Raw genomic sequence first — 19,994 nt, forward strand, 5'->3', positions numbered from 1 at the left:
GCGGCCGGTCTATCGGCCCGACTGCGGACTCTCGAAAAACTGCTTGATGATCTTCCCCTCGGCGCGGTGGAGCGTTTCGCTGACGGTCGATTTCGCACGCCCGACTTCCGCTGCGAGTTCGGTTAGCGAGCAGGTCCGGGGGGTGTCGTAGTACCCCTGCTCGATTGCGGTCTGGACGATCTCCGCCTGCGAATCGGTCAGCAGATGTTCCTCGCCGACGTGCTGTTGCAGATAATCGATCGTAAAGGAGATGTCGAACTGTCTGAGTTGTTCGCCTAACTGGGAGATGCTGTCGCTCGGTGCGGTCAGTTCCCAGACTGCAGCGCCATCCGAAAGCTCGAAGGGCATCTCCAGTGGAACCCCAGAGTCACGCGCCGGAAGCAAGAGTAGAGGAAGCGTCGTCTCGAACTGGACGAGTCCCCGGTCTTCTGGCTCGTTCAGCACCTGCACTTTGCTCACGTCCTCGTAGCCAGCCATCTCCTGGAGGAGTTCGGATAGATCTTCGCTTTCGATCTCGGCGAGACCGACCCCAGAACGCTCGTCGGAGACCGCCGCGAGGATCCGAAAGGTTGCGTCGGGATACTGTCGCGACAGGTCCCCGATCCAGACGTCCCCGGGGATCGTCAGTTCGAGTCGCGTCTCCGGCATACACTAGCTGATCGGCCCCGGTCGGAAAAGCACTGATGCGAACATATTCGGTGTCGTGTTCGGTTATCGGGACTGGCCCAAATGTTGAAACAGGCAAACACACACGTCTAGGTATGGAGAGTGTCTCGATCAGTCGGGCGATCCCCGGGCCGACGGCACCGCTGCACGAGGCGATGCACGACCTCGAACCGTTCATGAAGAGCGCGGGGTTCGACACTGTCACCGTGGACAGCGACCAGTTCACGATCGAGAACAACGTCGGACTGTTGTCGATCAGCCTCGACCTGCAACTCGTCGACCGGGACGCGGACCTCGCCTACGAGCAGATCGACGGGATCTTCGAGTCGATGGAGACGCGGTACACGCTCGAAGAAGGCGAGGAGACGACGACAGTCACGGCCACGACCGAGTTCGAACTCGACGCGAGCATCGTCGGTCCGATTCTCGATGCGACGATCATCGCACGACAGCGAAAGAAGGAGTTGACGCGGCAGTTCGACTATCTGGAGGAGGTCGCCGCCGAAGCGAACGCCACCGAGTGAGTGGCGAACGTCTTCGGACAAATGCTGATTGACGAGACGGACCGAGTGGATCGACTGATGAGACAAACCGGACGGATCGACCGATGAGACGGACCGAGTGGATCGACTAATGAGACAAACAGCAAGCGCCGACAGATGAGTACGGCAGCAGCGCAGGTCTCGCGCTGGTCGAAGCGGTTCACGGTCGTGAGCGTCGCCTTCGCGCTGCTGTGGGGGGTCGGAACGATTGCCGACATCTCGCGGAACAGTCAGATCGTGGTTGGCCTCTTTGGATTCGTCTTTCACATGATCTTCGGCAAAGGGTACGCGCTCGTCCCGACGTACTTCGACCGCGACCTCGAACCGCCGTGGCTCCCGATGGTCCAGTTTCCCCTGTCGGTCGGCGGGACAGTCGCGCTCGCTGCCGCGTCGATAACAGAGGGCGCGACGGGACCGCTCACGAACGCGGGCGCACTCCTCTGGTTCGGCGGCGTCGTCGTCTTCGTCGGCGGACTGGCCCTGTCAGTCCGGGGAAACCTGACGGGCACCGAGACCGGAACCGGCGAGCACAACAGCCACAGACGCGGGGTCGACAGACTCGCGAACCTGTTCATGCCCATCGCGCTCGCGTATCTGGTCGCCGGGAGCTACGAGGTACTCGCGGCCGCGACCGGCCTTCCCCTCCTTCTCGACGGCTACCGACCGCGGTCGACCCATCTGCTCGCCGTCGGGACGGCGACGCTGTTCGTCTTCGCCATCGGCGTTCGCCTCTTTCCGCGACTGCTTCGAGCCACGCCACCAAAAGCGCTCGTCGCCGTGGTCTTGCCGCTGGGCGCAGTCGCACCGGCCGGACTCGCGGCGACGCTTCCATCGGGCGAGTGGTTCGTCGTCTTCGCGCTCGCGCAGGCGGGTGCGGTCGTCGGCTACGCCGTCGCTATCGCGATACTATTCTATCGTGCTGACAGCCCACGCATCGGGGCCTACGGGGTGCTGTGCGGCGCGTTCGCTGGCGTCGTCGGCGTCGGGCTGGGGGTGTGGTTCGCCGTCTCCGGTATCGATTCCACGCACGTGGCCGCCCATCTGCGCGTGAACCTGCTCGGCTTTCTCGGACTGACGATCGTCGGCGCGACCTATCAGTTCTATCCGCCAGCGGTCAGTCAGTACCCCGGCGGAACGGACAGGACTGCCGCGGCATCGATCGCTGGAATGGCCACAGGGCTGTCCATCGAGACAGTCGCACGCATCGTCGGCCACGAACCGATACTTCTGGTCGGGGAACTCGTGACGCTGCTCGGGATTGTGCTGTACGCGGCGGTGCTCTACGGCGTGCTGGCGTCTCGGTAAGGGTCACGAGCCACAGAGACACCTCAGATCAGCACCACATTTATATGATATGTGTTTGTTGATCGCTATCATGGTACTTTCAGTATCCTCAAGTATCGTACTGCAACAGACCACAGTGATCGCCTTCTTTCTCGTCTGGTTGGCGGCTGTCGTCATCATCATCGCAGGCGTCTGGAAAACGTTCACCAAGGCAAATCAGCCGGGATGGGCGGCGCTGATACCATTTTACAACTTCTATATCATGCTCAAGATCGGTAACAACGAGTGGTGGTGGCTGCTAGTGCTGTTTGTCCCACTCGTGAACCTCTACGCGATGTACAAGATATTCGCTGGCGTCTCGAAGGCGTTCGGCAAGGGGATCGGACACGCGCTCGGACTGTGGTTCCTGGGATTCATCTTCTGGCCGCTCTTCGGATTCGGGAACTACACCTACCAGGGCCAGCCGTCCTGAGTCAGTCCCGCAGGCGGGACAGGTCTGCGGTCAGTCGCCTGTGAGTTGTTGAGTCGGTGGTTCGCCGTCGTACCCCTCGGGAATGTACGCACAGAGCGGGTCGCTCGCCAGCGGGTCGCCTGTGTAGGCGTAGGCCCGTGACCTGCTCCCCCCGCAGACGTGTCGGTACTCGCAGGCCCCACACTTCCCGCGGAGCGCATTCTTGTCACGGAGTGACTCGAAGAGATCCGTGTTCCGGTACAGGTCAACCAGATGGTCGTCAGTGACGTTGCCTGCACTCTCGGGCAGAAAGCCCGATGGGTACAGTTCGCCTGTGTGACTTACGAACGCGAACCCGTCGCCAGCGGTGATCCCGCCGCGTCGTCCGGCGAATCCGTCGGCGCGTTCCCTGCCGCGCCGTCAGACCCGCTCCCGTCCGTTGCACGCGATTCCCCGTCGCTTCGTTTCTGGTCAAGTAGCACGCGCCGGTAGTGGGGTGCCTCGGTCGTCTTGATCCCGAAGGGGGCCTCAGTCTGTTTCTGTGTGAGCCATTCCATGACTCGCTCGGCGCGCTCTGGCGAAACCGGATCGAGTACTCGCCCGCGGCCGACGGGGACGAGAAAGAACACCGACCACAGCACCGCACCGAGGTCGGCGACCAGGTCTGCGATGTCGGGGAGTTCGTCGACAGTCGACGCACAGACGGTGGTGTTGATCTGGAGCGGAAGCCCTGCGTTCCGGGCGTCCGCTGCCGCCTCCATCGTCGCCGCGAAACTCCCCTGTTCGCCACGAAATCGGTCGTGGGTCTGCGGCGAGGCACCGTCGAGACTCAGCGCCATCCGGCGCAATCCCGCGGAAGCGAGTTCGTCAACCCGGTCGGCCGTGAGCGAGGCCGTTCCGCTCGGCGTCATCGTCATCTGCAGTCCCTGCTCTGCCCCGAAGGCGACCAGTTCCGTCACGTCCGGCCGGACGAGCGGGTCGCCGCCAGATAGCACGACGAGTTGTCCTTCTCCGAACTCGCGGGCCGCCCGGAGCAGTTCCTTGCCCTCGCTCGTGGTCAACTCGTCGGGGTGGCGGTTCGGTTGAGCGTCCGCACGGCAGTGTTCGCAGGCCAGTTCACACGCCTGCGTCAGTTCCCAGATCAGGACGAAGGGCCGCCGGTCGGTGTCGATGTCGGTGTTCATTCGTCGAGTGAGTGCGAGGGACGGTTGCCGACACGGTACGACCGAGTCGCTGTCCCCGAACGACTTCTGTCGACCCGAACTATCGTGCTCATACGAGAGAGTCCGAGCGCAGACTGTGAAAGTCGTGTGTCGAATATGTTCGGGGATCGAGCAGCGATAGAACAGAAAGGAACCGACCGAGACCGCTCCGATCAGACCCGGTACTCCTCGATCTTGTCCTCGTCGACTTCGATACCGAGACCCGGCTTTTCTGGCACCGAGAGTTTCCCGTCTTCGACCTCGAAGGGGTCTGCGATGACGTCGTCCTCCCACGCGTAGTACGTCGAGTCCGGCGGCAAGGAGAAGCCGGGGATTCCGGAGACTGCGTGGAGAATCGCAGCCGTACGGATGCCGAGATCGAACGCACAGTGGTGGGTGAACGGGATGCCAGCGTCTTCGAGGATGGACGTCTGCTGGCGGAGTCCGGCGATGCCACCTGCGGGCGTCAGGTCGACGACAGCGACGTCCATCGCACCGGCCTCGATCAGCGACTGGAGGTTGTGCGGGATGTAGGTGTCCTCGTTCGGTGCGATCGGATGACGCAGGCGCTGGCGGAGGCGGGCGAGCGAGCGGTGGGCGTCGACGCGAATCGGCTGTTCCATGTACTGGAGGCGGATGTTCTCGTCCTCGATGCGAGCGCCGACGCGGACCGCCTCGTCGAGCGTCCAGCCCTGATTGGGGTCGAGTCTGAACTCGAGTTGGCCGTCGACCTCGTCGTGCATGGCGATGATACGGTCGGCGTCCTGCTTCCAGTCTCTGCCCGCCTTGGTCTTGAGCACCGAGAAGCCCTCCTCGACTGCCTCGCGGGCTTTCACGCGGGATTCCTCGGGCGGGAGGATGCCGAGACAGAACGCCACCTCCACGTCGCCCGCCTCGGAGGCGTCGATGCCGTCGCTCTCCATGTGGTGGCTGCGATTGCCCTGCGAGGGAGCCGTCCAGCCACCGAGCAGTTCGTAGATTGGCTTGCCCAGATCCTTGCCGACGATGTCCCAGCAGGCAGTCTCGACGGCGGCGAAGAAGAGTTCGACGTTGGTGTACTCGATGAAGACCTGTCGGCGGAGGCGTTCGACCTCGTACGGCGACTGGCCCTCGACGAGCGGAGCGATGCCGTCCTCGATGATCGACTCGGTCGCAGTCGGAGAGAGGAAGGTTCGCATCTCGCCGTAGCCCGAGACCCCTGCGTCGGTGTCGACCCGGACGATCACACGCTTCATGCTCTCGACTTGCCCGTGGTTCGTGACGTAGGGGCTGATCCCCAGATGCTCGTCCAGCCCGATGACTGGCATATCGACCGTCCTCGCGGTGATTGATTCGATCTCCATGTACTGCGGTGCGTAGAGCGAGGCAAAGAATCTGGTGTTGCTCGCGCTCTCACTGAACCGTTCGTCGCAGCGCCGCGATTGCGCTCTGCGTGTCAGTTCCGATTCGCTTCGTGAATAGCGACGAAGATAGCGGCGAGTTCCGTACCGATGATATCGCGGATGCGATCGCCCTTCTCGGCGCTTGCCTCGGCCGGGGCTCCGATCGCTCCGGACTCCGAGTACGCCTCGAAGGGGCGATACACCGACAGCGGGCCGCCCTCGATCAGGTCGCTGCCGCCCCATTCGTAGTGTTCGTCCCACATGGTCGCGTCCCAGCCGTCCTCTGCGACCAGATCCGGCCGGACGGCGAGCATCAGCGAAGTTTCGAACTCGCCGCCGTGGGCCATCCCGCCGGTGTCGCTGTCGCGCAGGTTCTGGATTTCCTCGGTTGCAAGCTGGAAGTACGTCAATCCGAGCACCTCCGCGTCGGCGTCGACGCCGACGGTGCTCGTGACCGTGCTGATCATCGCGATGTTGCCGCCGTGTCCGTTCACGAAGATGATGGCGTCGAAGCCGTTCTGGAGGCCGGTGTGTGCGATGTCTTCGAGGGCGGACCGCATGTGGTCGAACTCCAGCGTGAGCGTCCCGCCGAAGCCGAGATGATGGGGCGAGAAGCCGCTCCAGACCGTCGGCGTGACCAGCACGGGTTCGTCGTCGAGTCGGCCGAGCGCGGCGTCGATGATGGCCTCGACGAGAATCGTGTCCGTCGCGACGGGAAGATGGTTCCCGTGTTGCTCGATGCTCCCGACGGGGACGACGAGCACCGACCCATCCTGCTGGCCGATAGACTGAACCTCGCCAGCGGTCTTGCCCGCCCACTCGTGGGGTTTCTCGCCGATGGATTCATACAGCATCGTCCGATACCTCCTGGCGCTCACTCGGGATGGGGGAAGTTCCAATCATACCCATCAGCTGATTTGCAGGGCCGATACAAAACCCTACCCGTCACACGAGTCACAGCGGGGTCGATCCAGACGGCCTACGCGTCGACGGAGTCCAGAAAGTCCCACATGTGTCGGGTCGCCTCCGCTCGTGCGTCACGCAAAACTGTGTGTCCAGTGCCCTCGACGTGAACGAGACGCCCGTTTTGAAGGTGGTCTGCAAATTCGTGGTCGCGGGCCCGCGTCGCGGCGTCGACATCCGCCCGGAGTATCAGCGTCGGCGCGTCAATTTCCGAGTAGAACGTGCGGGGGTCCCGGTAGCCCGCTCGCTGGATTTCGGCGGCGGTCGGACTCACGCGCAGTCGGGCCTCGGCGAGCAGGGTCGCCAGTTCGGTCTCGCCAGCCTCCGCGTACTGTCGGATGCCGTCGTCGACGTCGGGCAATTCGTCGGCGTCGTGACCGTGCCAGAAGCGAATCTGCTCGCGAGTGTCTTCGGCGCGTTCCGCGGGCGTCCGCGCGAAATCGAGCATCCCGGCAGGATCGACGAGAACGAGGGCGCGAACGCGTTCAGGGTGGGTCGCGGCCGTCACTACGGCCGTATGTGCGCCCATCGAGTGCCCCCAGACGATCGGAGCCTCGATATCAAGCGCGTCGAGAAGGCCGACGAGGTCAGCCACGCGGTCAGCAACCTCGTAGCCCGTCTCCGGCGCATCGGAGCGACCGTGACCGCGAGCATCGTAGGCGACGACGTCGTAGCGGCCGTCGAGTTCCCGGATCAGGGGCGACCGACAGGCGCTGTCGTCGTACAGTCCGTGGGCGACGACGAGCGGCGGCCCGTCGCCGCCGGTTCGCAGATAGTGCAGCTCGACGCCGTCGACGGAACAGACGCCACGGGACCAGTCGTCCATAGTCGAATCTCCGCAGCGAGGGACAAAACGTTGCCTCCGTCCAAAGATAGTTCAGGGACCACGCGGAACAGCGAGTGGCGTCTCCGTTCGCTCGGGAGTGTCGACGCTCGCGGTCGGGGTAGCTGTTTCCGGTTCGGGCGGGGACAACACAACAGAAACTATGACAGACCCAACGATCGGTATCATCGGCGCAGGGGCAATCTCACAGCAACACGCGACACAGTTGGCGGAACTCGGTGAGACGGTCGACGCCGTCGCAGACATCGACGGCGAGGCACGGGAATCGTTCGCCGCGACTTACGACGTTCCAGCGACCTACGAGGGGTACGAGGCGATGCTGGCCGACGCTGATCTAGATATCGTCCTCGTTGCAGTGCCGAACGCCCTCCACGCCGAGTGTACGATTGCGGCGCTCGAACGCGACTGTAACGTTCTGGTCGAGAAGCCGATGGCGCGAACGCTCGACGAAGCCGAATCCATCGCCGACGCCGAGCGGGAGAGCGAGGGGACGGTCATGGTCGGCTTCACGATGACGTTCTCACCGGCCGTCGAAGCAGTGACCGAGCGCGTCCACGACGGCGAACTCGGTGATGTCTTCGAGGTGGACTGCCGACTGGTCCGCCGCCGGGGGATCCCACAACTCGGCTCGTGGTTCACACAGAAGGACCTCTCCGGCGGCGGCGCACTGATCGACGCGGGCGTTCACTTGCTCGGCGTGACAGTCGACATGCTCGATTCGCCGGATGTAGAATCGGTCAGCGCCCGGACTGGCGCACACTTCGGGAGCGACCCCGAGGAGTACACCTATCTCGATATGTGGGCTGGCGACCCGGTCGAGGACCCGACCTTCGACGTGGACGACAGCGTCCGCGGGCTAGTTCGCTTCGCTGACGGCACGACGCTCGCGCTCGACGTGACGTGGGCGAGCAACCGCGAACCCGAGCGCCGCGTCCACGTCCTCGGTGACGAGGCGGGCGCGACGATTCCGGTCCACGGCGGCAACCCGACCATCTACAGCACCGAGCGCGACGAACTGACCGACACCGAACTGCAGGTCCAGGACGACGATCCGATCCAGAAGGAGTGGTCGTACTTCCTCGGCGTGGTGCGCGGCGAGTGCGAGCACGCAAAAAACACCGCCGAAGACGGGCTTACGGTCCAGCGGATCATCGACGGCACGTATCGGTCAAGCGAGCAGGGACAGGAAGTCAGCTTCTAGAAGTCGCGCTCGACAACGGGATTTCAGAAGTCAGGTCCGATAGCGGAGACCTAGAAGTCCCGTCCGATAAAAGAGGCCTTCGCGTGGGCGAGTTCGCCCTCGGGGTCGTCATGCGAGCCGTTCTCGTAGAGGTACCAGTCGATGTCAGCAGCGTCGGCAGCCTCGAACACCGCCTCGTAGTCGACGTCACCGATGCCGAATGAGGCGTGGACCGGCCCGTCGGCGTCGAGGTGAGCGTCAGTACAGTGAAGCAGGTCGATCCGGTCGCCGTGCGTCTCGATGACCGAGGCGGCGTCGGCCCCCGCATAGGTCGCAAGCCCCACGTCGAGTTCGAAACCGACGACATCGGTCTGCTCGACGAGCAGGTCGAAGGCAGTCTGGTCGCCGAGTTGGGTGAACTCGGCGTCGTGATTGTGATACAGGAGCGGATAGTCGTATTTCGCCAGTTCCTCGGCGAGCGCGTCGAGCTTGCGCGCGACCCCTTCGATGCGCTCGGCGGACTGGAAGTTGTCGCTGTCGAGATAGGGGACGATGAGTCGTTCACACCCCAGATCGCGGTACAGCTGTACGGTTCCCTCGAGATCGTCTTCGAGGTCCTCCATCCGGACGTGTGCACCCGGAACGGAGAGGTCGTTGGCATCAAGTGCAGTTGCGACCGTCTCCGGGTCCTCCTCAAGCACACGATAGGCGAACTCGACACCCTCGAAGCCAGCGTCTGCGACGCGTTCGAGCAGGTCCGGCATGGGTACGTCGAGTTCACGGAGCGTGTACAGTTGGATTCCGTTCTGCATGTCCTCCGGTAGCGTCGGCGCCCTCTTGAGCGTTGTCAAGACGGCCGGTCACGTCGCCGTGAGACGGCAGTCTCGACTACCACCTGTGACCACCAATCGTGACGACCGCTCCGCATTGTGGACATTCAGAGACCTGTAACGGGTCCGACTGGGAGTGTCGAACGACCACCTCCTCGACACTGACCGAACGATTACACCGCTTGCAGACCGGAACCCGAGTCATGTTATCTAAATCACATAATAGGAGATCGCTCAACAGCATAACGCTGTCGTGCTGGCGAACTGTCCAGAAACGCCAGCGAGTGACGTCGATGAATGACTTCGAAGACGGACAGATGAACACAGTCTTTGACCGTCGGCGGAAATACTCGGGCATGGAGTACACGAAACTCGGTTCGACTGGGGTCGACGTCTCGGAGATCTGTCTCGGCACGTGGCGGTTCGGGATGGAATCGGAGGGTGTCCTCGAAACTGACCGGGAGACGGCCCACGCGTTGCTCGACCGCTTTGCAGAGGCTGGCGGCAACTTCATCGACACGGCAAACGCCTACGGCGACGGCGACAGCGAGCGCTGGATCGGCGAGTGGCTCACAGAGCGCGACCGCGAGGACTACGTCATCGCGAGCAAGGTGTACTGGGCCGAAGAGAGTCGCTTCGACCAGAACCTCTCTCGAAAGAACATCCGCGCCGAAATCGAGGGGACGCTCGACCGGCTGAACACCGACTATCTCGATCTCTACTACATCCACCGCTGGGACGACGACACCCCAATCGAAGAGACGCTTCGGACGCTCACCCGCCTCGTCAAGGAAGGGAAAGTCCACTACCTCGGCGCGTCGACGATGGCGGCCTGGAAGCTGACGAAGGCCCTCTGGACGGCTGACGCCGAAGGGCTCGAATCGTTCACCGTGACACAGCCTCAGCACAACGCAGTCTATCGGGACGAAGTTGCGGACTATCTCGACGTGTGTGCTGACCAGGACCTCGCTGTCTGTCCGTACTCGCCGCTGGAGGCGGGCTTTCTCACCGGCAAGTACGAGCGCGACGGCGATATCCCCGAGGGTTCGCGCGGCGACATCGGGACGTGGTTCGACCCCGAGAGCTACACCGACAGACAGTGGGCAACGCTGGAGGCTGTGCAGGCGGTTGCAGCCGAGGCCGATGCGACGCCAGCACAGGTGGCGATCCGCTGGCTGATCGAGCGCGACCGATTCACCTGTGTGCCCATCATCGGCGCACGAACCGTCGACCAACTGGAGGAGAACCTCGGCGCGGCCGACCTGTCGCTTTCGGATGCTCAGACCGAACGCATCACCGACGCCTACCGGGAATAGATTCAGCTGGGGCAGGTGAAGCGGTGGGGATGGGATTTGAACTCGATGGCGAGACTCACTTCGTTCGTCTCGCGTAGTTCAAATCCCAGTTTCACCGCTGTTCACTCACGTTCGTTCGCTCACAAGCGGTGGGGATGGGATTTGAACCACGCCCAGACGTGCTCGCTTCGCTGCGCGCGTCTGGTCTACCTCAAATCCCAACATGTCGCATTTGCCGCTCACGGATTGTTCGCGGCAAAATGCGGTGGGGATGGGATTTGAACCCATGAGTCCTTGCGGACACCTGCTCTCAAGGCAGGCGCGTTGGGCCGCTCTGCCACCCCACCATCAGAAATCTGAGGTGTTTGTTGCCCTCTGGCGATTAGTTGGGCATTCCGGAGCAAGGCCACGCGAGTGCCTCGCTCCATTCCGGCTCCGTTGAACCGGGATGCAACCCTCGAAATCGCAGTTCACAGGGCGTGTACCGATATCTGAGCGGGAAAAAGTTGAAGGTGTCGTTCTGACCTACGAGTCAGCCGAAAAGAGCGACCACAGCGGTGATATCGGGGACGGCAAAGCGGGCTACAGGTAGGTGTGTCGAATGTAGTCGTCGATACGGTCGGTCAACTCCGATTCGAACGTCCAGAAGCCGCGGTACGTCTCCGGTTCAACCTCGGTTGCGACCAGAGCGGCACTTGCAGACTCGGACTGGTACACGACGAACCAAGAGTCGGCGATTTCGCTGTCGTCCAGCGCGTGGGTTTCGATTCCCAACTCGGGACTCGAACCGGTGTCGCGGCCGAATACGTGAGTCTCGACGTCGCTATCGGCCAGTCGCTCGTAGATCGAACGCGTGCGAGGCTCGGCCAGTCGAGACAGTTCCTGCATCCCGGTTGTGACAACCCCCTCGTTGCAGTGGAGGGCAAGCTCCTCGATGTGGTGTGAGATCTCTGTCAGAAGTGGCGTGTTCCCGGCAGCGACCAGGAACGTCGCCTCCTCGAACTGAACCAACAGCTCCGGGGTATCGATACGGTCGCGGGAGCGAGTGCCGACAACCTCGAAGCTGCTGTCTATCAGCAGAAAGTCACCGGCAAACTCCTCGAGCGTCGAGACAGCGACCAGATTCTCCGCAGGCAGAAACGAAGCGAACTGTGTCAGTAACCTCGGTTCCGATTCCTGAGACAGAACAGCGTCGTCGAAAAACCGATCGATCCGGTCGAGGATCTCAGTTCCGACCTCGTCGTTCGGTTTGAATACGACCATCGATCGGTCCCGTGTTTCCGTCTCTTCGATGAAATCCAGTAGTGTCATTCGGTCATCCCAAATGGTACTGAAAACAGGTCTCTGACGGACAAAGTTCTTTGGATTCTCCCAGTTCTCACGAGAGAGATGCGTAACGACGGTGTTCGAACAGGAGGGATCTGCCATTCCGTTCGATGGCTCCGTCTCCAGCCAAACGCGTTTGTGGATCCAGTTCTGTACTGGTGGTATGCCAACCGTCGAGTTTCGGGGCCAGACAATCGAGTGTCCGGACGGGGCAACCCTGCGTGACGTGCTGAACGAAGCGGGTCAGTCCCCACACAACGGACGCGCAACGACGATCAACTGTCGCGGCCACGGTTCCTGTGGCACCTGTGCTGTGGAAATCGAGGGGCGCGTCACCGAACCGACTGCGAGAGAGAAGGCGCGGCTCACAGTCCCACCGCACGCCAGAACTGACGGGCTTCGACTCGCCTGTCAGGTACAGGTGCGCGGCGACCTCGTCGTCCAGAAATATCCCGGCTTCTGGGGCCAGCACACCGATAGCCAGCCAATCGACAGTCCAGATGAGTGACGACCCAGCCGACCAGGGACCCGTCACCGGGGAAACGGTGACAGTAACTGTCTACGACAGGGACGACCGGTTCGACCTGTCAGTTCGGCGCGGTCGGACACTCAGGGACGTCCTGCTGGAACGGGGGCTGTCACCCTACACGCGTCTGACTGGGTCGCTGAACTGCGGCGGTCGGGGCATCTGTGCGACGTGTGGCGTCAGGCTCTCTGACGGCCCCGCGCCGGACCACTGGCACGACCGGCTGGCCGACCGCTTCGGCTATCCGCGCCTGTCGTGTCAGGTGACAGTCGACCGCGACATGACCGTTCGGCTGGTCGAGGACAAACGCATCTGGGGGTCTCGGGAGACGCAATCAGACTAGCAGGGCGTTCGGAGTTAGCTCGACTGGGACATCCGTCGATAGAGTTTGAACTTTTTTGGCTCGTCAGCCCGAGTGTGGTCTATGGAGACACAGTTCTCTCTGCCGGTGGCAGTCGGTATCGTGGTTGCGATCATCGCTGCGGGAACGGTCGGCCTGATCACCGCACCGATCGGGATGACGACTGAGACAATCTTGATGATGGTACTGCCGTCGATGGCTGTGTTCGCGGCGATCGTCTTCGTCATCGGAGTGATGCACGGCCAGCATCGCGCGGCGAACGCGTGATCGACCGCTAGCTATCGAAGTTTGTCGAAAGCTGGCCCTGCTCGTCGACAGCGAGTCCGAACTCCTCGATCAGCGCCGCGGTTCGGTCGGGTCGGTTTCTGTCGGCGCGCGCTCGTGCACGAACGGTTGAGACGAGCGTCGCCAGATCGGCGGGCGTCTCGACAGTCGGGATCAGCGGCAGGAAGTCGACCGCAAGCCCCGCGTCGCGTGCTCGTGCGGTCAGCGTCTCGATGGCGGGCGTCGCGTACGCGTCGGTGAAGTTGATCGGTTCGGAAAAGCCAGCGACGGAGACGCCGCCGCCCGGCGAGGGGGCGAGAACGACGGCGCTCGACCGGAGTTTCATCGCGACGCGTCCGATATGCTCGCGGGCGAGAAGCGGTGCCGTCGGTTCGGCCACTGCAACTGTCAGTTCGTCCTCGGCGTCGAGCAGGTGTGTGAGCGTGTTCCCGACGCGTCCGGCGTAGGTCTCACCGACCTGCACCTCGTATCGGGCTGGCTCGGGGAGAGCATCAGCGAGGTGGTCTCGAAGCAGTTCTTCGGAGTCGACATCGACCGATAGCTGGTCCGTGGGGCGATAGTTGACGAGCAGGTCGCCGCCGCCGCGCTGGATGGCCGTGCAGACGTCCGTCAGCATCGCCCGATACAGCCGAACGCGCGATTCCGGCGGGAGTCGGTCAGCCAGTTCCGGAAGCACAACCTCTGGAACGGGCGGGTCAGCGAGCACTGCGACCGTGGTCATATCGCCTGTAGTGACCCACGCGTTATGAGTCCAGCGAGAGGCGACAGGAGCGAGGCTGTGTGACAGAGGTACCGCGCGCCACGAATCGTCGGTCCGGTTTGCCGGAACACGACCGTTTAGTGTCCGTCAGCAAGTTAGTGTCGAGGACGTGTCCGAATCCGCACGGGAGACAGACAGCCCGCCGGTGGTCGAGCGGTTCCCGCACGAGGAGATCACCGACAGCGTGCTGATATACGGCCCAGCGATGAGCGGACAGCGACGCCTCGGCGTCGAGTTGCTCGCACGCGGTGACGAGACCGGACAGCAGATCTACGTGACGACGACCGAGCGGGCCTGGCGCGCGCGGAACGTACTCGGGTCGGTGACGGCAAACAGCGACGGGGCAGTCATCGTCGACTGCCTGACGACGGAGACAGAGAACGACCGGACGATCCCGGTCGGGTCGCCAGCGAACCTCTTCGAGATTGCAGACGCACTCGCAACCCTGTACAGCGACCTCGAGCGGAGCGAGCAGGTCGGGTCTCGCGTCCTGCTCGACAACCTCGCGACGATGTTACTCCATACGAACATCGAGCGAGTGACCCGGTTTCTGCATCCCGTCATCAGACACGTCGAGGAACACGGCGGCATCGTCATCGCGACACTCGACACCGACGGGGTATCGGCCGCCGAGCGGCAGACGATCCTCGGACTGTTCGACCAGCATATCGCGGTGCGAACGACCGAGCGTCACGGTCACGAGTATTCAGTGGACGACGCCCAGACGTGGCACCAGTTCGAGCCGCCACGGGAGGAACAATGAGTTCGAGCGAATTCGAGATCGAGATACTCTTCGACGCGCTTGCTGCACACACCTGTCGGTGTCTCGTCTTCAACTACGAGGGAACCGCCGAACGTCTCGATGCGATCCGAAGCCGTCTCGCGGGGTCTGGTATCGGCGTCGAGACCAGAGAGTCAGAATCGAGTCCGACGAACGTCGCCGTGTTCGTCTCGGGCGAGCGCGTGATAGACGTGATCGCAATCGACGAGTGGTGGCCCGAATCGCTGTCCATCGAGGGGGTGCTCGACGGTCGGGCCGTGAACCCGCCCGAAATTCCGGACGCAGTTGCGGCGGCGGTCACCGTGTTGCCGGAAGCCTCGAAATTACGTCTCATCGCGGTGTCCCGGGAGTTCGAACAGCGCGCGATGCGGTGTGGTGGCGGCCGTCTCGCCGTCGGGTTCCAGTACCTCTCGACGCTCGCCAACTCCGAGCGCACACGGGCGGTGTACGAGCGCCTCGCCGCCGCAGGAGTCGACGTGACAGTACATGGCGTCCCCGACGCGTCAGTCGATTCCCTCCCAGTCGAGACGAGCCACGACGGGGCAGAACAGTACGGACAGTACTGGTTCATGCTGTACGACGGCGACGGTGAGCCAGACCGAAAAGCGGTACTCGTTGCCCGCGATCGAGACGACGGGTCCTACGAGGGATACTGGTCGGTCGACCCCGCTGTCACTGACGAACTGATCCGGCTGGCAGAGCGAGAGTCAGTCGCGCCGTTTCGGGCATGAGTCCGGTCGACCCGCTCGGGCGTCACACGTGAGTGCAAAAGCGATATACACACGGCAGATCACGGGAGACAGAACTGTTATCTGGATGGCAACGTAAGGACAGGTATGGTACTCGAGGCGCTGCTGTCGGAGCTACCGCTGGTGTTGCTGCTGGCCGGTGCAGGCCTCATTATCGCCGAGGCGTTCGCACCGGGGGCGCACTTTTTCGTCGTCGGCGTCGCGCTCTTTGCCGCCGGACTTGTCGGGTTTTTTCTGCCCGTCGGCGGGACGCTCAGCCTCATCATCATGACCGCCGTCGTCCTCGTGACGGCCGTCGGGACGCTGTATGGCTATCGGAAGGCTGATCTCTACGGGGGCGAAGGCGAGGGCAAGACCAGCGATTCGAGTTCACTCCGCGGGAAATCCGGCCGCGTCACCGAACGAGTCACGCCGACAGAGGGGCAGGTCAAGATTGACGAGGGGGGATTCAACCCATACTACCAGGCCCGAAGCGTCGACGGCGAGATAGCCGAAGGGACGGAAGTGATCGTGATAGATCCCGGCGGCGGCAACGTGCTGACGGTCGAATCCTACGAGAGCCTCAGCGACGAAATCGACCGCGAACTCGAACGCGACCGACGGGCGAGCGAGCGCGAATCAGAGAGTGAGGCGAGTTCGTAGCGCGGCCATTCTGTAATCTGATAATCCCCCGCAAACGTTTTTTAGGCATACTGCATCGTGTCGAGTATGTTCCGGTCTCGCGGGGGTCTGACAGATACCATATCACCAACGAGCGGTGTCGCTGTTGCACTCGGAGTACAGTTCGCGCACGCGATGTATCAGGCGTTGCTGTTCGCTCTTGCGCCGTTTGCAGTCTGGTCAGTTGCAAGCCCAGTCGGCTTCGCTGTTGCGCTCGGTGCACTCGCCTACAGCTACGAGACGCTCGCAACCACGATCCAGGAAGCGAACACGCAGGTGGCACCGACCGAGGGCGAATCGACCAGTGCAGCGGTCGTCGACCAGCTCGAACACGACCGCGAGCGGCTCTGGGCGGCCACGCAGACGCTGCGTGCCAGCCGAAATCAGGGGGCAGACACACGGCGAGCGAGCGAATCCGGAGCGGACACGCCCGACGGGACAGTTACCGTTCCGGACGGGGGAGTCGAGAGCACGGAGACAGAGGCGGTCGGGGCAGCGACACCCGAGGAGTACGAACAGTTCATGGGCGAGTTCCAGACCGCAGTCAGCGCGACCGGAAGCGGTGACCTGACCTACCGACTCGACATCGACTCACCGACTGACTCGGGCGGAGCACTCGCCGAGTCGTACAACGAGACAGTCGCGGAGTTCGAGCGAACGATCACGACTGCGACGGATTTCAGCGACGGCGTCGAGGGATCAGCAGAGCAGGTCACGACCGCTATCGAGACAGTCAAGGACGCGAGCGAGAGTGTCGCCGAGACCGTTCAGGGGATCGTCGAGGTCTTCCACAAACAGCACGAGCAGGTGGAGACGATCACGGCCGAGGCAAGCGAGATCTCCGGTGCGATCGAGGAAGTCGCAGCCTCGACGGATCAGGTGTCCGAAACCGCACAGCGAACCGAAGAGCGAACGCAGGAGGGGATCGAGGCCGGGACGGACGCACAGGTCGCGATGCGAGAGATCGAGAGTCAGATCGACGAGGTCGTCGAGGCCATCGACGCGCTCAGCGAACAGATGGACGAGATCGGTCGCATCGTCGACCTGATCGACGACATCGCAGACCAGACGAACATTCTCGCGCTGAACGCGTCGATCGAGGCGGCAAACGCCGGGGAGAGCGGCGCGGGATTCGCAGTCGTCGCGGACGAGGTCAAACAGCTCGCCGAGGAGACACAGGACGCGACCGACGAGATCGAACAGGTCGTCGAGCGGGCGCGAGAACAGACCGAAACGACGGTCACAGAAGTCGAGCAGATGAAATCAGCCACGGACCAGGGGATCGGAACCGTCGAGGAGAGCGTCGACGCACTCGAAGCGATCAACGAACTCGCACAGGAGACGGCACAGGGCGTCGCAGAGATAAGCGACGCCGCGGACGCACAGGCGTCCAGTATCGAGCAGGTGGCATCGATCGCAGAAGGAACTGCAGAGACGAGCGCAGAAAGCGTCGACGAGGCCCAGCACATCGCCTCGATCGCAGAAGAACAGAGCCTCGCACTCGGGGAGATGTACGTCGAGGCGAAGATGCTCTCGACGCGAGCGACACAGCTCTCGACGCTGTTCGACGAGTACGAGACGAGCGCATAGACCGAATCCAGCACAACCGGCCAAGGACACAACGCTTTTTTTCCGGCCGCAACTCCTCTCCCCATGGATCCCCTCACAGCCGTACTGGTGGCGAGTACGGAAACCGCAGAAAACGTGACCGGGGAATCCCCAATTCCGCGCGCCGAGTGGCTGCCGGAGTGGGTTCCGGGGTGGAGCCTCGAACTTGTCGCATCGCTCGTCGTCATCGGTCTGGCGTGGCTGGTCGCTCGACTGCTCGTTCGGCTGTTCGGCCGACGGATCGCCCGCCACATCGAGCGGCCGAGTCTGACCGGCGTCGCGCTCGGCGGGATCAAGGTCGGCGTCTACATCTTCGCACTGCTCGTGCTGTTGCGGATCAACGGACTCGATCTGGGCAACATCGCCCTCTCTGTGACGGTGTTTTCGGCCGTGATCGGTGTCATTCTCGCACCCATCGTCGGGAGCATCATCAGCGGCGTCTTCCTGCTTGCCGACCAGCCCTACGAGATCGGTGACATGATCGAACTCACCGAACGGGGACAGCGTGGCTTCGTCGACGACATCACGCTCCGCTACACGAAGATATTCACGCTCGACAATTCGTTTCTGGTGATCCCCAACGGGAACATCCGGGACCGCGACGTGGTCAACTACTCCGCAGAGGATACCCGCCTCCGGGAGTCACTCAACGTGCTCATCACCTACGAAAGCGACCTCGAAGCGGCCAGAGACCTGATGGAGTCGAGCGCGAGAGGCGTCGAGGGCGTCATCTCTGGTGGCCCGAACATCCGCGTCGGCGGTGCGCGGTATCCGGCAGCGCCGCAGTGTCTGATCGGTTCGTTCGCAGACAGCGGTATCCTCCTCCGTCTGCGCTACTGGGTGCAGGAACCGTACCGCCTCCCGACCGTTCAGTCACAGATTCAGACTGCAATCTGGGACGCCTTCGAGGACGCGGACGTCGAAATCGCCTACCCGCACTCGCATCTCGTCTTCGACGAGACGAGCGGACAACTCGAAGTGTCGGCCGACGGCGACCATCGAACATCTTCAAACGGTCCCGAGGCTGTCGACGGGAACCAGCACACGCAGGAGGGCGATAACAGCGACGACACCCGACCGAACTCGGGAGACAAGTAGCAGAGACAGTCACGCCAGCGAGTCACACAGCAGAGACGGTGACGAGTTCACAGTCCAGTTCGTCCTGGAGAAACCGCTCGATGTCGGGACCGTCGACGAGTCGGCGCATCATCTGCCGCCACCGGCCGACCTGCTTCGTCCCGATGACGACGATGTCTGCGTCCTCTGCGAGTACTTCCTCGAGGATCGACTCCTCGACGAGCAGTCCGCTCCGAACGGCGTACCGGACCGAGTCGAGTTCGTCGAACTCGCGCTCGACTGCCGCTTTGAGTTGGCTTCGCGTCACGCGTTTGCCGGACTGGTACAGATTCACGTGAAGGATCGTCAGCGACGCGTCGTGCTCGTCGGCGATCGAAATCGCCTCGGCCAGCGTCGCTCGCGAGTGGTCGGTCAGCGGGTACCGGACCGGTACCACAACCTGCGTCATACTGACGTTTGGATGGGGAGTAACCTGACCCTTCCGAATGAAGCGAGCGGCCGCGGCCCGCTCTGCGCTGCCACAAGCTCATTTTCTTTGATGGGAGTATAGCATATTCGGGGAATATTTTTATTTTTGCCCATTCTACACTGTGGTATGGCTGATACGTCGTTAGACGACCGCGGTCGTCTCACGCTTCCGAAGGAAGTGCGAGAACGATACGGTGACCGGTATCATCTCGTTCAGCTTGACGATGGCATCAAGCTCGTTCCAGTTGCCGAGGACCCGCTCGCTGCGCTCAGAGACGAGTTCGAGAATGTCGACGAGTCGGCCGATGAGCTTCGCGAACGCGCACGCAAGGCGGCTCTGGAAGAGGCTGGAGAATAAATGTACGCGGAAACGGACTTTCTGCTCGCCCTGATCAAGGACGAAGACTGGCTCGGAGAGGCTTCCGAAACCGTCTATCGGACACACCAGGACGCGCTGTGGACGTCACAGTTTACGCTCATCGAACTTCTGTTGGTCGCCTACCGCGAGAATCGCGATGTCGAACGCGTCGTCACGAACGCCGCCGCCCTCGTCGACGTTCGCGGCGACGTGGAGACGGTCGTCTCCGCCGCGACCTATGTCAAAGACCACGGATTTACGCCCTTCGATGCACTCCATCTCGTCGAATCTGACGGCGATACCATCGTCTCCAGTGACGATTCCTACGACGACATCGCGCCGCGTCTCGATCTGACGTCCGTATCCGAAGAATGAAGAGGGGGACACTTACAGGCG

General features: G+C 62.6%; 23 protein-coding genes, 1 tRNA gene and 1 pseudogene. 15 read left to right on the forward strand and 10 right to left on the reverse strand.

The window, feature by feature from the left end; all coding sequences use genetic code 11:
* Window positions 1-9: 9 nt before the first annotated feature.
* Window positions 10-648, reverse strand: a complete 639-nt coding sequence (locus ACMGFL_RS13055; RefSeq protein ID WP_436935972.1) for a helix-turn-helix domain-containing protein — start codon at window positions 646-648, stop codon at window positions 10-12.
* Between the two features lie 113 nt (window positions 649-761).
* Here ACMGFL_RS13055 and ACMGFL_RS13060 point away from each other — a divergent pair, with 113 nt between their 5' ends.
* The 3 genes from ACMGFL_RS13060 to ACMGFL_RS13070 all read left to right on the forward strand — a co-directional run bounded on the left by ACMGFL_RS13060 (window position 762) and on the right by ACMGFL_RS13070 (window position 2,964).
* Entirely contained in the window at window positions 762-1,190 is a 429-nt protein-coding gene (locus tag ACMGFL_RS13060; RefSeq protein WP_436935973.1) for an SRPBCC family protein, read from the forward strand.
* Window positions 1,191-1,325: 135 nt separating this feature from the next.
* Entirely contained in the window at window positions 1,326-2,513 is a 1,188-nt protein-coding gene (locus ACMGFL_RS13065) for a hypothetical protein (RefSeq protein ID WP_436935974.1), read from the forward strand.
* A gap of 70 nt (window positions 2,514-2,583) precedes the next feature.
* Window positions 2,584-2,964: a DUF5684 domain-containing protein gene (locus ACMGFL_RS13070; RefSeq protein WP_436935975.1), complete on the forward strand. Its 381-nt coding sequence runs from the start codon at window positions 2,584-2,586 to the stop codon at window positions 2,962-2,964.
* A 30-nt stretch (window positions 2,965-2,994) separates the two neighbouring features.
* On the opposite strand, the pseudogene ACMGFL_RS13075 reads toward ACMGFL_RS13070, so the two are convergent.
* The 4 genes and pseudogenes from ACMGFL_RS13075 to ACMGFL_RS13090 all read right to left on the reverse strand — a co-directional run bounded on the left by ACMGFL_RS13075 (window position 2,995) and on the right by ACMGFL_RS13090 (window position 7,316).
* Window positions 2,995-4,127, reverse strand: a pseudogene (locus ACMGFL_RS13075) (TIGR04053 family radical SAM/SPASM domain-containing protein).
* 191 nt (window positions 4,128-4,318) lie between these two features.
* Window positions 4,319-5,488: a mandelate racemase/muconate lactonizing enzyme family protein gene (locus ACMGFL_RS13080; RefSeq protein WP_436935976.1), complete on the reverse strand. Its 1,170-nt coding sequence runs from the start codon at window positions 5,486-5,488 to the stop codon at window positions 4,319-4,321.
* Window positions 5,489-5,580: 92 nt separating this feature from the next.
* Window positions 5,581-6,381: a creatininase family protein gene (locus ACMGFL_RS13085; protein ID WP_436935977.1), complete on the reverse strand. Its 801-nt coding sequence runs from the start codon at window positions 6,379-6,381 to the stop codon at window positions 5,581-5,583.
* A 125-nt stretch (window positions 6,382-6,506) separates the two neighbouring features.
* Complete coding sequence (locus ACMGFL_RS13090) at window positions 6,507-7,316, reverse strand: alpha/beta fold hydrolase (protein WP_436935978.1); 810 nt, start codon at window positions 7,314-7,316, stop codon at window positions 6,507-6,509.
* 160 nt (window positions 7,317-7,476) lie between these two features.
* Here ACMGFL_RS13090 and ACMGFL_RS13095 point away from each other — a divergent pair, with 160 nt between their 5' ends.
* Window positions 7,477-8,535: a Gfo/Idh/MocA family protein gene (locus ACMGFL_RS13095; RefSeq protein WP_436935979.1), complete on the forward strand. Its 1,059-nt coding sequence runs from the start codon at window positions 7,477-7,479 to the stop codon at window positions 8,533-8,535.
* A 50-nt stretch (window positions 8,536-8,585) separates the two neighbouring features.
* Here ACMGFL_RS13095 and ACMGFL_RS13100 read toward each other — a convergent pair whose 3' ends face one another.
* Complete coding sequence (locus ACMGFL_RS13100; protein ID WP_436935980.1) at window positions 8,586-9,326, reverse strand: sugar phosphate isomerase/epimerase family protein; 741 nt, start codon at window positions 9,324-9,326, stop codon at window positions 8,586-8,588.
* Window positions 9,327-9,700: 374 nt separating this feature from the next.
* Here ACMGFL_RS13100 and ACMGFL_RS13105 point away from each other — a divergent pair, with 374 nt between their 5' ends.
* On the forward strand, window positions 9,701-10,660 hold the full coding sequence (locus tag ACMGFL_RS13105) for an aldo/keto reductase (protein WP_436936455.1): 960 nt from the start codon (window positions 9,701-9,703) through the stop codon (window positions 10,658-10,660).
* A 242-nt stretch (window positions 10,661-10,902) separates the two neighbouring features.
* On the opposite strand, the gene ACMGFL_RS13110 is transcribed toward ACMGFL_RS13105, so the two are convergent.
* Together ACMGFL_RS13110 and ACMGFL_RS13115 are read right to left on the reverse strand one after the other, a co-directional pair.
* Window positions 10,903-10,986: transfer RNA gene (locus ACMGFL_RS13110), tRNA-Ser, on the reverse strand.
* A gap of 235 nt (window positions 10,987-11,221) precedes the next feature.
* Window positions 11,222-11,950 (reverse strand): DICT sensory domain-containing protein, encoded by a 729-nt coding sequence (locus tag ACMGFL_RS13115; protein WP_436935981.1) that lies wholly within the window; start codon window positions 11,948-11,950, stop codon window positions 11,222-11,224.
* A gap of 178 nt (window positions 11,951-12,128) precedes the next feature.
* On the opposite strand from ACMGFL_RS13115, the gene ACMGFL_RS13120 reads away from it, so the two are divergent.
* From ACMGFL_RS13120 to ACMGFL_RS13130, 3 genes are all read left to right on the forward strand, one after another.
* Window positions 12,129-12,473, forward strand: coding sequence for a 2Fe-2S iron-sulfur cluster-binding protein (locus ACMGFL_RS13120; protein WP_436935982.1), 345 nt, complete (start codon window positions 12,129-12,131; stop codon window positions 12,471-12,473).
* Window positions 12,466-12,834 carry a 2Fe-2S iron-sulfur cluster-binding protein gene (locus ACMGFL_RS13125; RefSeq protein WP_436935983.1) on the forward strand — a complete coding sequence of 123 codons (369 nt, stop codon included), beginning with the start codon at window positions 12,466-12,468 and terminating at the stop codon, window positions 12,832-12,834. Before ACMGFL_RS13120 ends, ACMGFL_RS13125 begins: the two co-directional genes overlap by 8 nt.
* A gap of 81 nt (window positions 12,835-12,915) precedes the next feature.
* Complete coding sequence (locus tag ACMGFL_RS13130; RefSeq protein ID WP_436935984.1) at window positions 12,916-13,119, forward strand: DUF7333 family protein; 204 nt, start codon at window positions 12,916-12,918, stop codon at window positions 13,117-13,119.
* Between the two features lie 7 nt (window positions 13,120-13,126).
* Here the strand turns inward: ACMGFL_RS13130 and ACMGFL_RS13135 are convergent, their stop codons facing one another.
* Entirely contained in the window at window positions 13,127-13,858 is a 732-nt protein-coding gene (locus tag ACMGFL_RS13135) for a hypothetical protein (RefSeq protein WP_436935985.1), read from the reverse strand.
* Between the two features lie 148 nt (window positions 13,859-14,006).
* Between ACMGFL_RS13135 and ACMGFL_RS13140 the strand changes: the two genes are divergently transcribed.
* From ACMGFL_RS13140 to ACMGFL_RS13160, 5 genes are all read left to right on the forward strand, one after another.
* Entirely contained in the window at window positions 14,007-14,660 is a 654-nt protein-coding gene (locus tag ACMGFL_RS13140; protein ID WP_436935986.1) for a DUF7504 family protein, read from the forward strand.
* A complete protein-coding gene (locus tag ACMGFL_RS13145; protein ID WP_436935987.1) occupies window positions 14,657-15,409 on the forward strand; it encodes a hypothetical protein in 753 nt (250 codons plus the stop codon). The genes ACMGFL_RS13140 and ACMGFL_RS13145 overlap by 4 nt, the downstream gene beginning before the upstream one ends.
* Before the next feature lie 105 nt (window positions 15,410-15,514).
* Entirely contained in the window at window positions 15,515-16,069 is a 555-nt protein-coding gene (locus ACMGFL_RS13150) for an NfeD family protein (protein WP_436935988.1), read from the forward strand.
* 66 nt (window positions 16,070-16,135) lie between these two features.
* Window positions 16,136-17,677 (forward strand): methyl-accepting chemotaxis protein, encoded by a 1,542-nt coding sequence (locus tag ACMGFL_RS13155; protein ID WP_436935989.1) that lies wholly within the window; start codon window positions 16,136-16,138, stop codon window positions 17,675-17,677.
* Window positions 17,678-17,740: 63 nt separating this feature from the next.
* Window positions 17,741-18,793: a mechanosensitive ion channel family protein gene (locus ACMGFL_RS13160; RefSeq protein ID WP_436935990.1), complete on the forward strand. Its 1,053-nt coding sequence runs from the start codon at window positions 17,741-17,743 to the stop codon at window positions 18,791-18,793.
* 22 nt (window positions 18,794-18,815) lie between these two features.
* Here ACMGFL_RS13160 and ACMGFL_RS13165 read toward each other — a convergent pair whose 3' ends face one another.
* Window positions 18,816-19,220, reverse strand: coding sequence for a universal stress protein (locus tag ACMGFL_RS13165; protein WP_436935991.1), 405 nt, complete (start codon window positions 19,218-19,220; stop codon window positions 18,816-18,818).
* 147 nt (window positions 19,221-19,367) lie between these two features.
* Here ACMGFL_RS13165 and ACMGFL_RS13170 point away from each other — a divergent pair, with 147 nt between their 5' ends.
* Window positions 19,368-19,598, forward strand: coding sequence for an AbrB/MazE/SpoVT family DNA-binding domain-containing protein (locus tag ACMGFL_RS13170; protein WP_436935992.1), 231 nt, complete (start codon window positions 19,368-19,370; stop codon window positions 19,596-19,598).
* On the forward strand, window positions 19,599-19,973 hold the full coding sequence (locus ACMGFL_RS13175; protein ID WP_436935993.1) for a PIN domain-containing protein: 375 nt from the start codon (window positions 19,599-19,601) through the stop codon (window positions 19,971-19,973).
* Window positions 19,974-19,994 lie beyond the last annotated feature (21 nt).

The sequence above is a fragment of the Halovenus marina genome, from assembly GCF_051414115.1.
Classification (GTDB): domain Archaea; phylum Halobacteriota; class Halobacteria; order Halobacteriales; family Haloarculaceae; genus Halovenus; species Halovenus marina.

What these genes read in the sequence shown, in the direction of transcription:
- ACMGFL_RS13165 (WP_436935991.1), bottom strand. Translation starts at nt 19,220, where the DNA reads ATGACGCAGGTTGTGGTACCGGTCCGGTACCCGCTGACCGACCACTCG.
- ACMGFL_RS13150 (WP_436935988.1), top strand. Translation starts at nt 15,515, where the DNA reads ATGGTACTCGAGGCGCTGCTGTCGGAGCTACCGCTGGTGTTGCTGCTG.
- ACMGFL_RS13145 (WP_436935987.1), top strand. Translation starts at nt 14,657, where the DNA reads ATGAGTTCGAGCGAATTCGAGATCGAGATACTCTTCGACGCGCTTGCT.
- ACMGFL_RS13090 (WP_436935978.1), bottom strand. Translation starts at nt 7,316, where the DNA reads ATGGACGACTGGTCCCGTGGCGTCTGTTCCGTCGACGGCGTCGAGCTG.
- ACMGFL_RS13085 (WP_436935977.1), bottom strand. Translation starts at nt 6,381, where the DNA reads ATGCTGTATGAATCCATCGGCGAGAAACCCCACGAGTGGGCGGGCAAG.
- ACMGFL_RS13065 (WP_436935974.1), top strand. Translation starts at nt 1,326, where the DNA reads ATGAGTACGGCAGCAGCGCAGGTCTCGCGCTGGTCGAAGCGGTTCACG.
- ACMGFL_RS13155 (WP_436935989.1), top strand. Translation starts at nt 16,136, where the DNA reads ATGTTCCGGTCTCGCGGGGGTCTGACAGATACCATATCACCAACGAGC.
- ACMGFL_RS13160 (WP_436935990.1), top strand. Translation starts at nt 17,741, where the DNA reads ATGGATCCCCTCACAGCCGTACTGGTGGCGAGTACGGAAACCGCAGAA.
- ACMGFL_RS13125 (WP_436935983.1), top strand. Translation starts at nt 12,466, where the DNA reads ATGAGTGACGACCCAGCCGACCAGGGACCCGTCACCGGGGAAACGGTG.
- ACMGFL_RS13175 (WP_436935993.1), top strand. Translation starts at nt 19,599, where the DNA reads ATGTACGCGGAAACGGACTTTCTGCTCGCCCTGATCAAGGACGAAGAC.
- ACMGFL_RS13105 (WP_436936455.1), top strand. Translation starts at nt 9,701, where the DNA reads ATGGAGTACACGAAACTCGGTTCGACTGGGGTCGACGTCTCGGAGATC.
- ACMGFL_RS13070 (WP_436935975.1), top strand. Translation starts at nt 2,584, where the DNA reads ATGGTACTTTCAGTATCCTCAAGTATCGTACTGCAACAGACCACAGTG.
- ACMGFL_RS13115 (WP_436935981.1), bottom strand. Translation starts at nt 11,950, where the DNA reads ATGACACTACTGGATTTCATCGAAGAGACGGAAACACGGGACCGATCG.
- ACMGFL_RS13120 (WP_436935982.1), top strand. Translation starts at nt 12,129, where the DNA reads ATGCCAACCGTCGAGTTTCGGGGCCAGACAATCGAGTGTCCGGACGGG.
- ACMGFL_RS13080 (WP_436935976.1), bottom strand. Translation starts at nt 5,488, where the DNA reads ATGGAGATCGAATCAATCACCGCGAGGACGGTCGATATGCCAGTCATC.
- ACMGFL_RS13135 (WP_436935985.1), bottom strand. Translation starts at nt 13,858, where the DNA reads ATGACCACGGTCGCAGTGCTCGCTGACCCGCCCGTTCCAGAGGTTGTG.
- ACMGFL_RS13170 (WP_436935992.1), top strand. Translation starts at nt 19,368, where the DNA reads ATGGCTGATACGTCGTTAGACGACCGCGGTCGTCTCACGCTTCCGAAG.
- ACMGFL_RS13060 (WP_436935973.1), top strand. Translation starts at nt 762, where the DNA reads ATGGAGAGTGTCTCGATCAGTCGGGCGATCCCCGGGCCGACGGCACCG.
- ACMGFL_RS13095 (WP_436935979.1), top strand. Translation starts at nt 7,477, where the DNA reads ATGACAGACCCAACGATCGGTATCATCGGCGCAGGGGCAATCTCACAG.
- ACMGFL_RS13100 (WP_436935980.1), bottom strand. Translation starts at nt 9,326, where the DNA reads ATGCAGAACGGAATCCAACTGTACACGCTCCGTGAACTCGACGTACCC.
- ACMGFL_RS13130 (WP_436935984.1), top strand. Translation starts at nt 12,916, where the DNA reads ATGGAGACACAGTTCTCTCTGCCGGTGGCAGTCGGTATCGTGGTTGCG.
- ACMGFL_RS13055 (WP_436935972.1), bottom strand. Translation starts at nt 648, where the DNA reads ATGCCGGAGACGCGACTCGAACTGACGATCCCCGGGGACGTCTGGATC.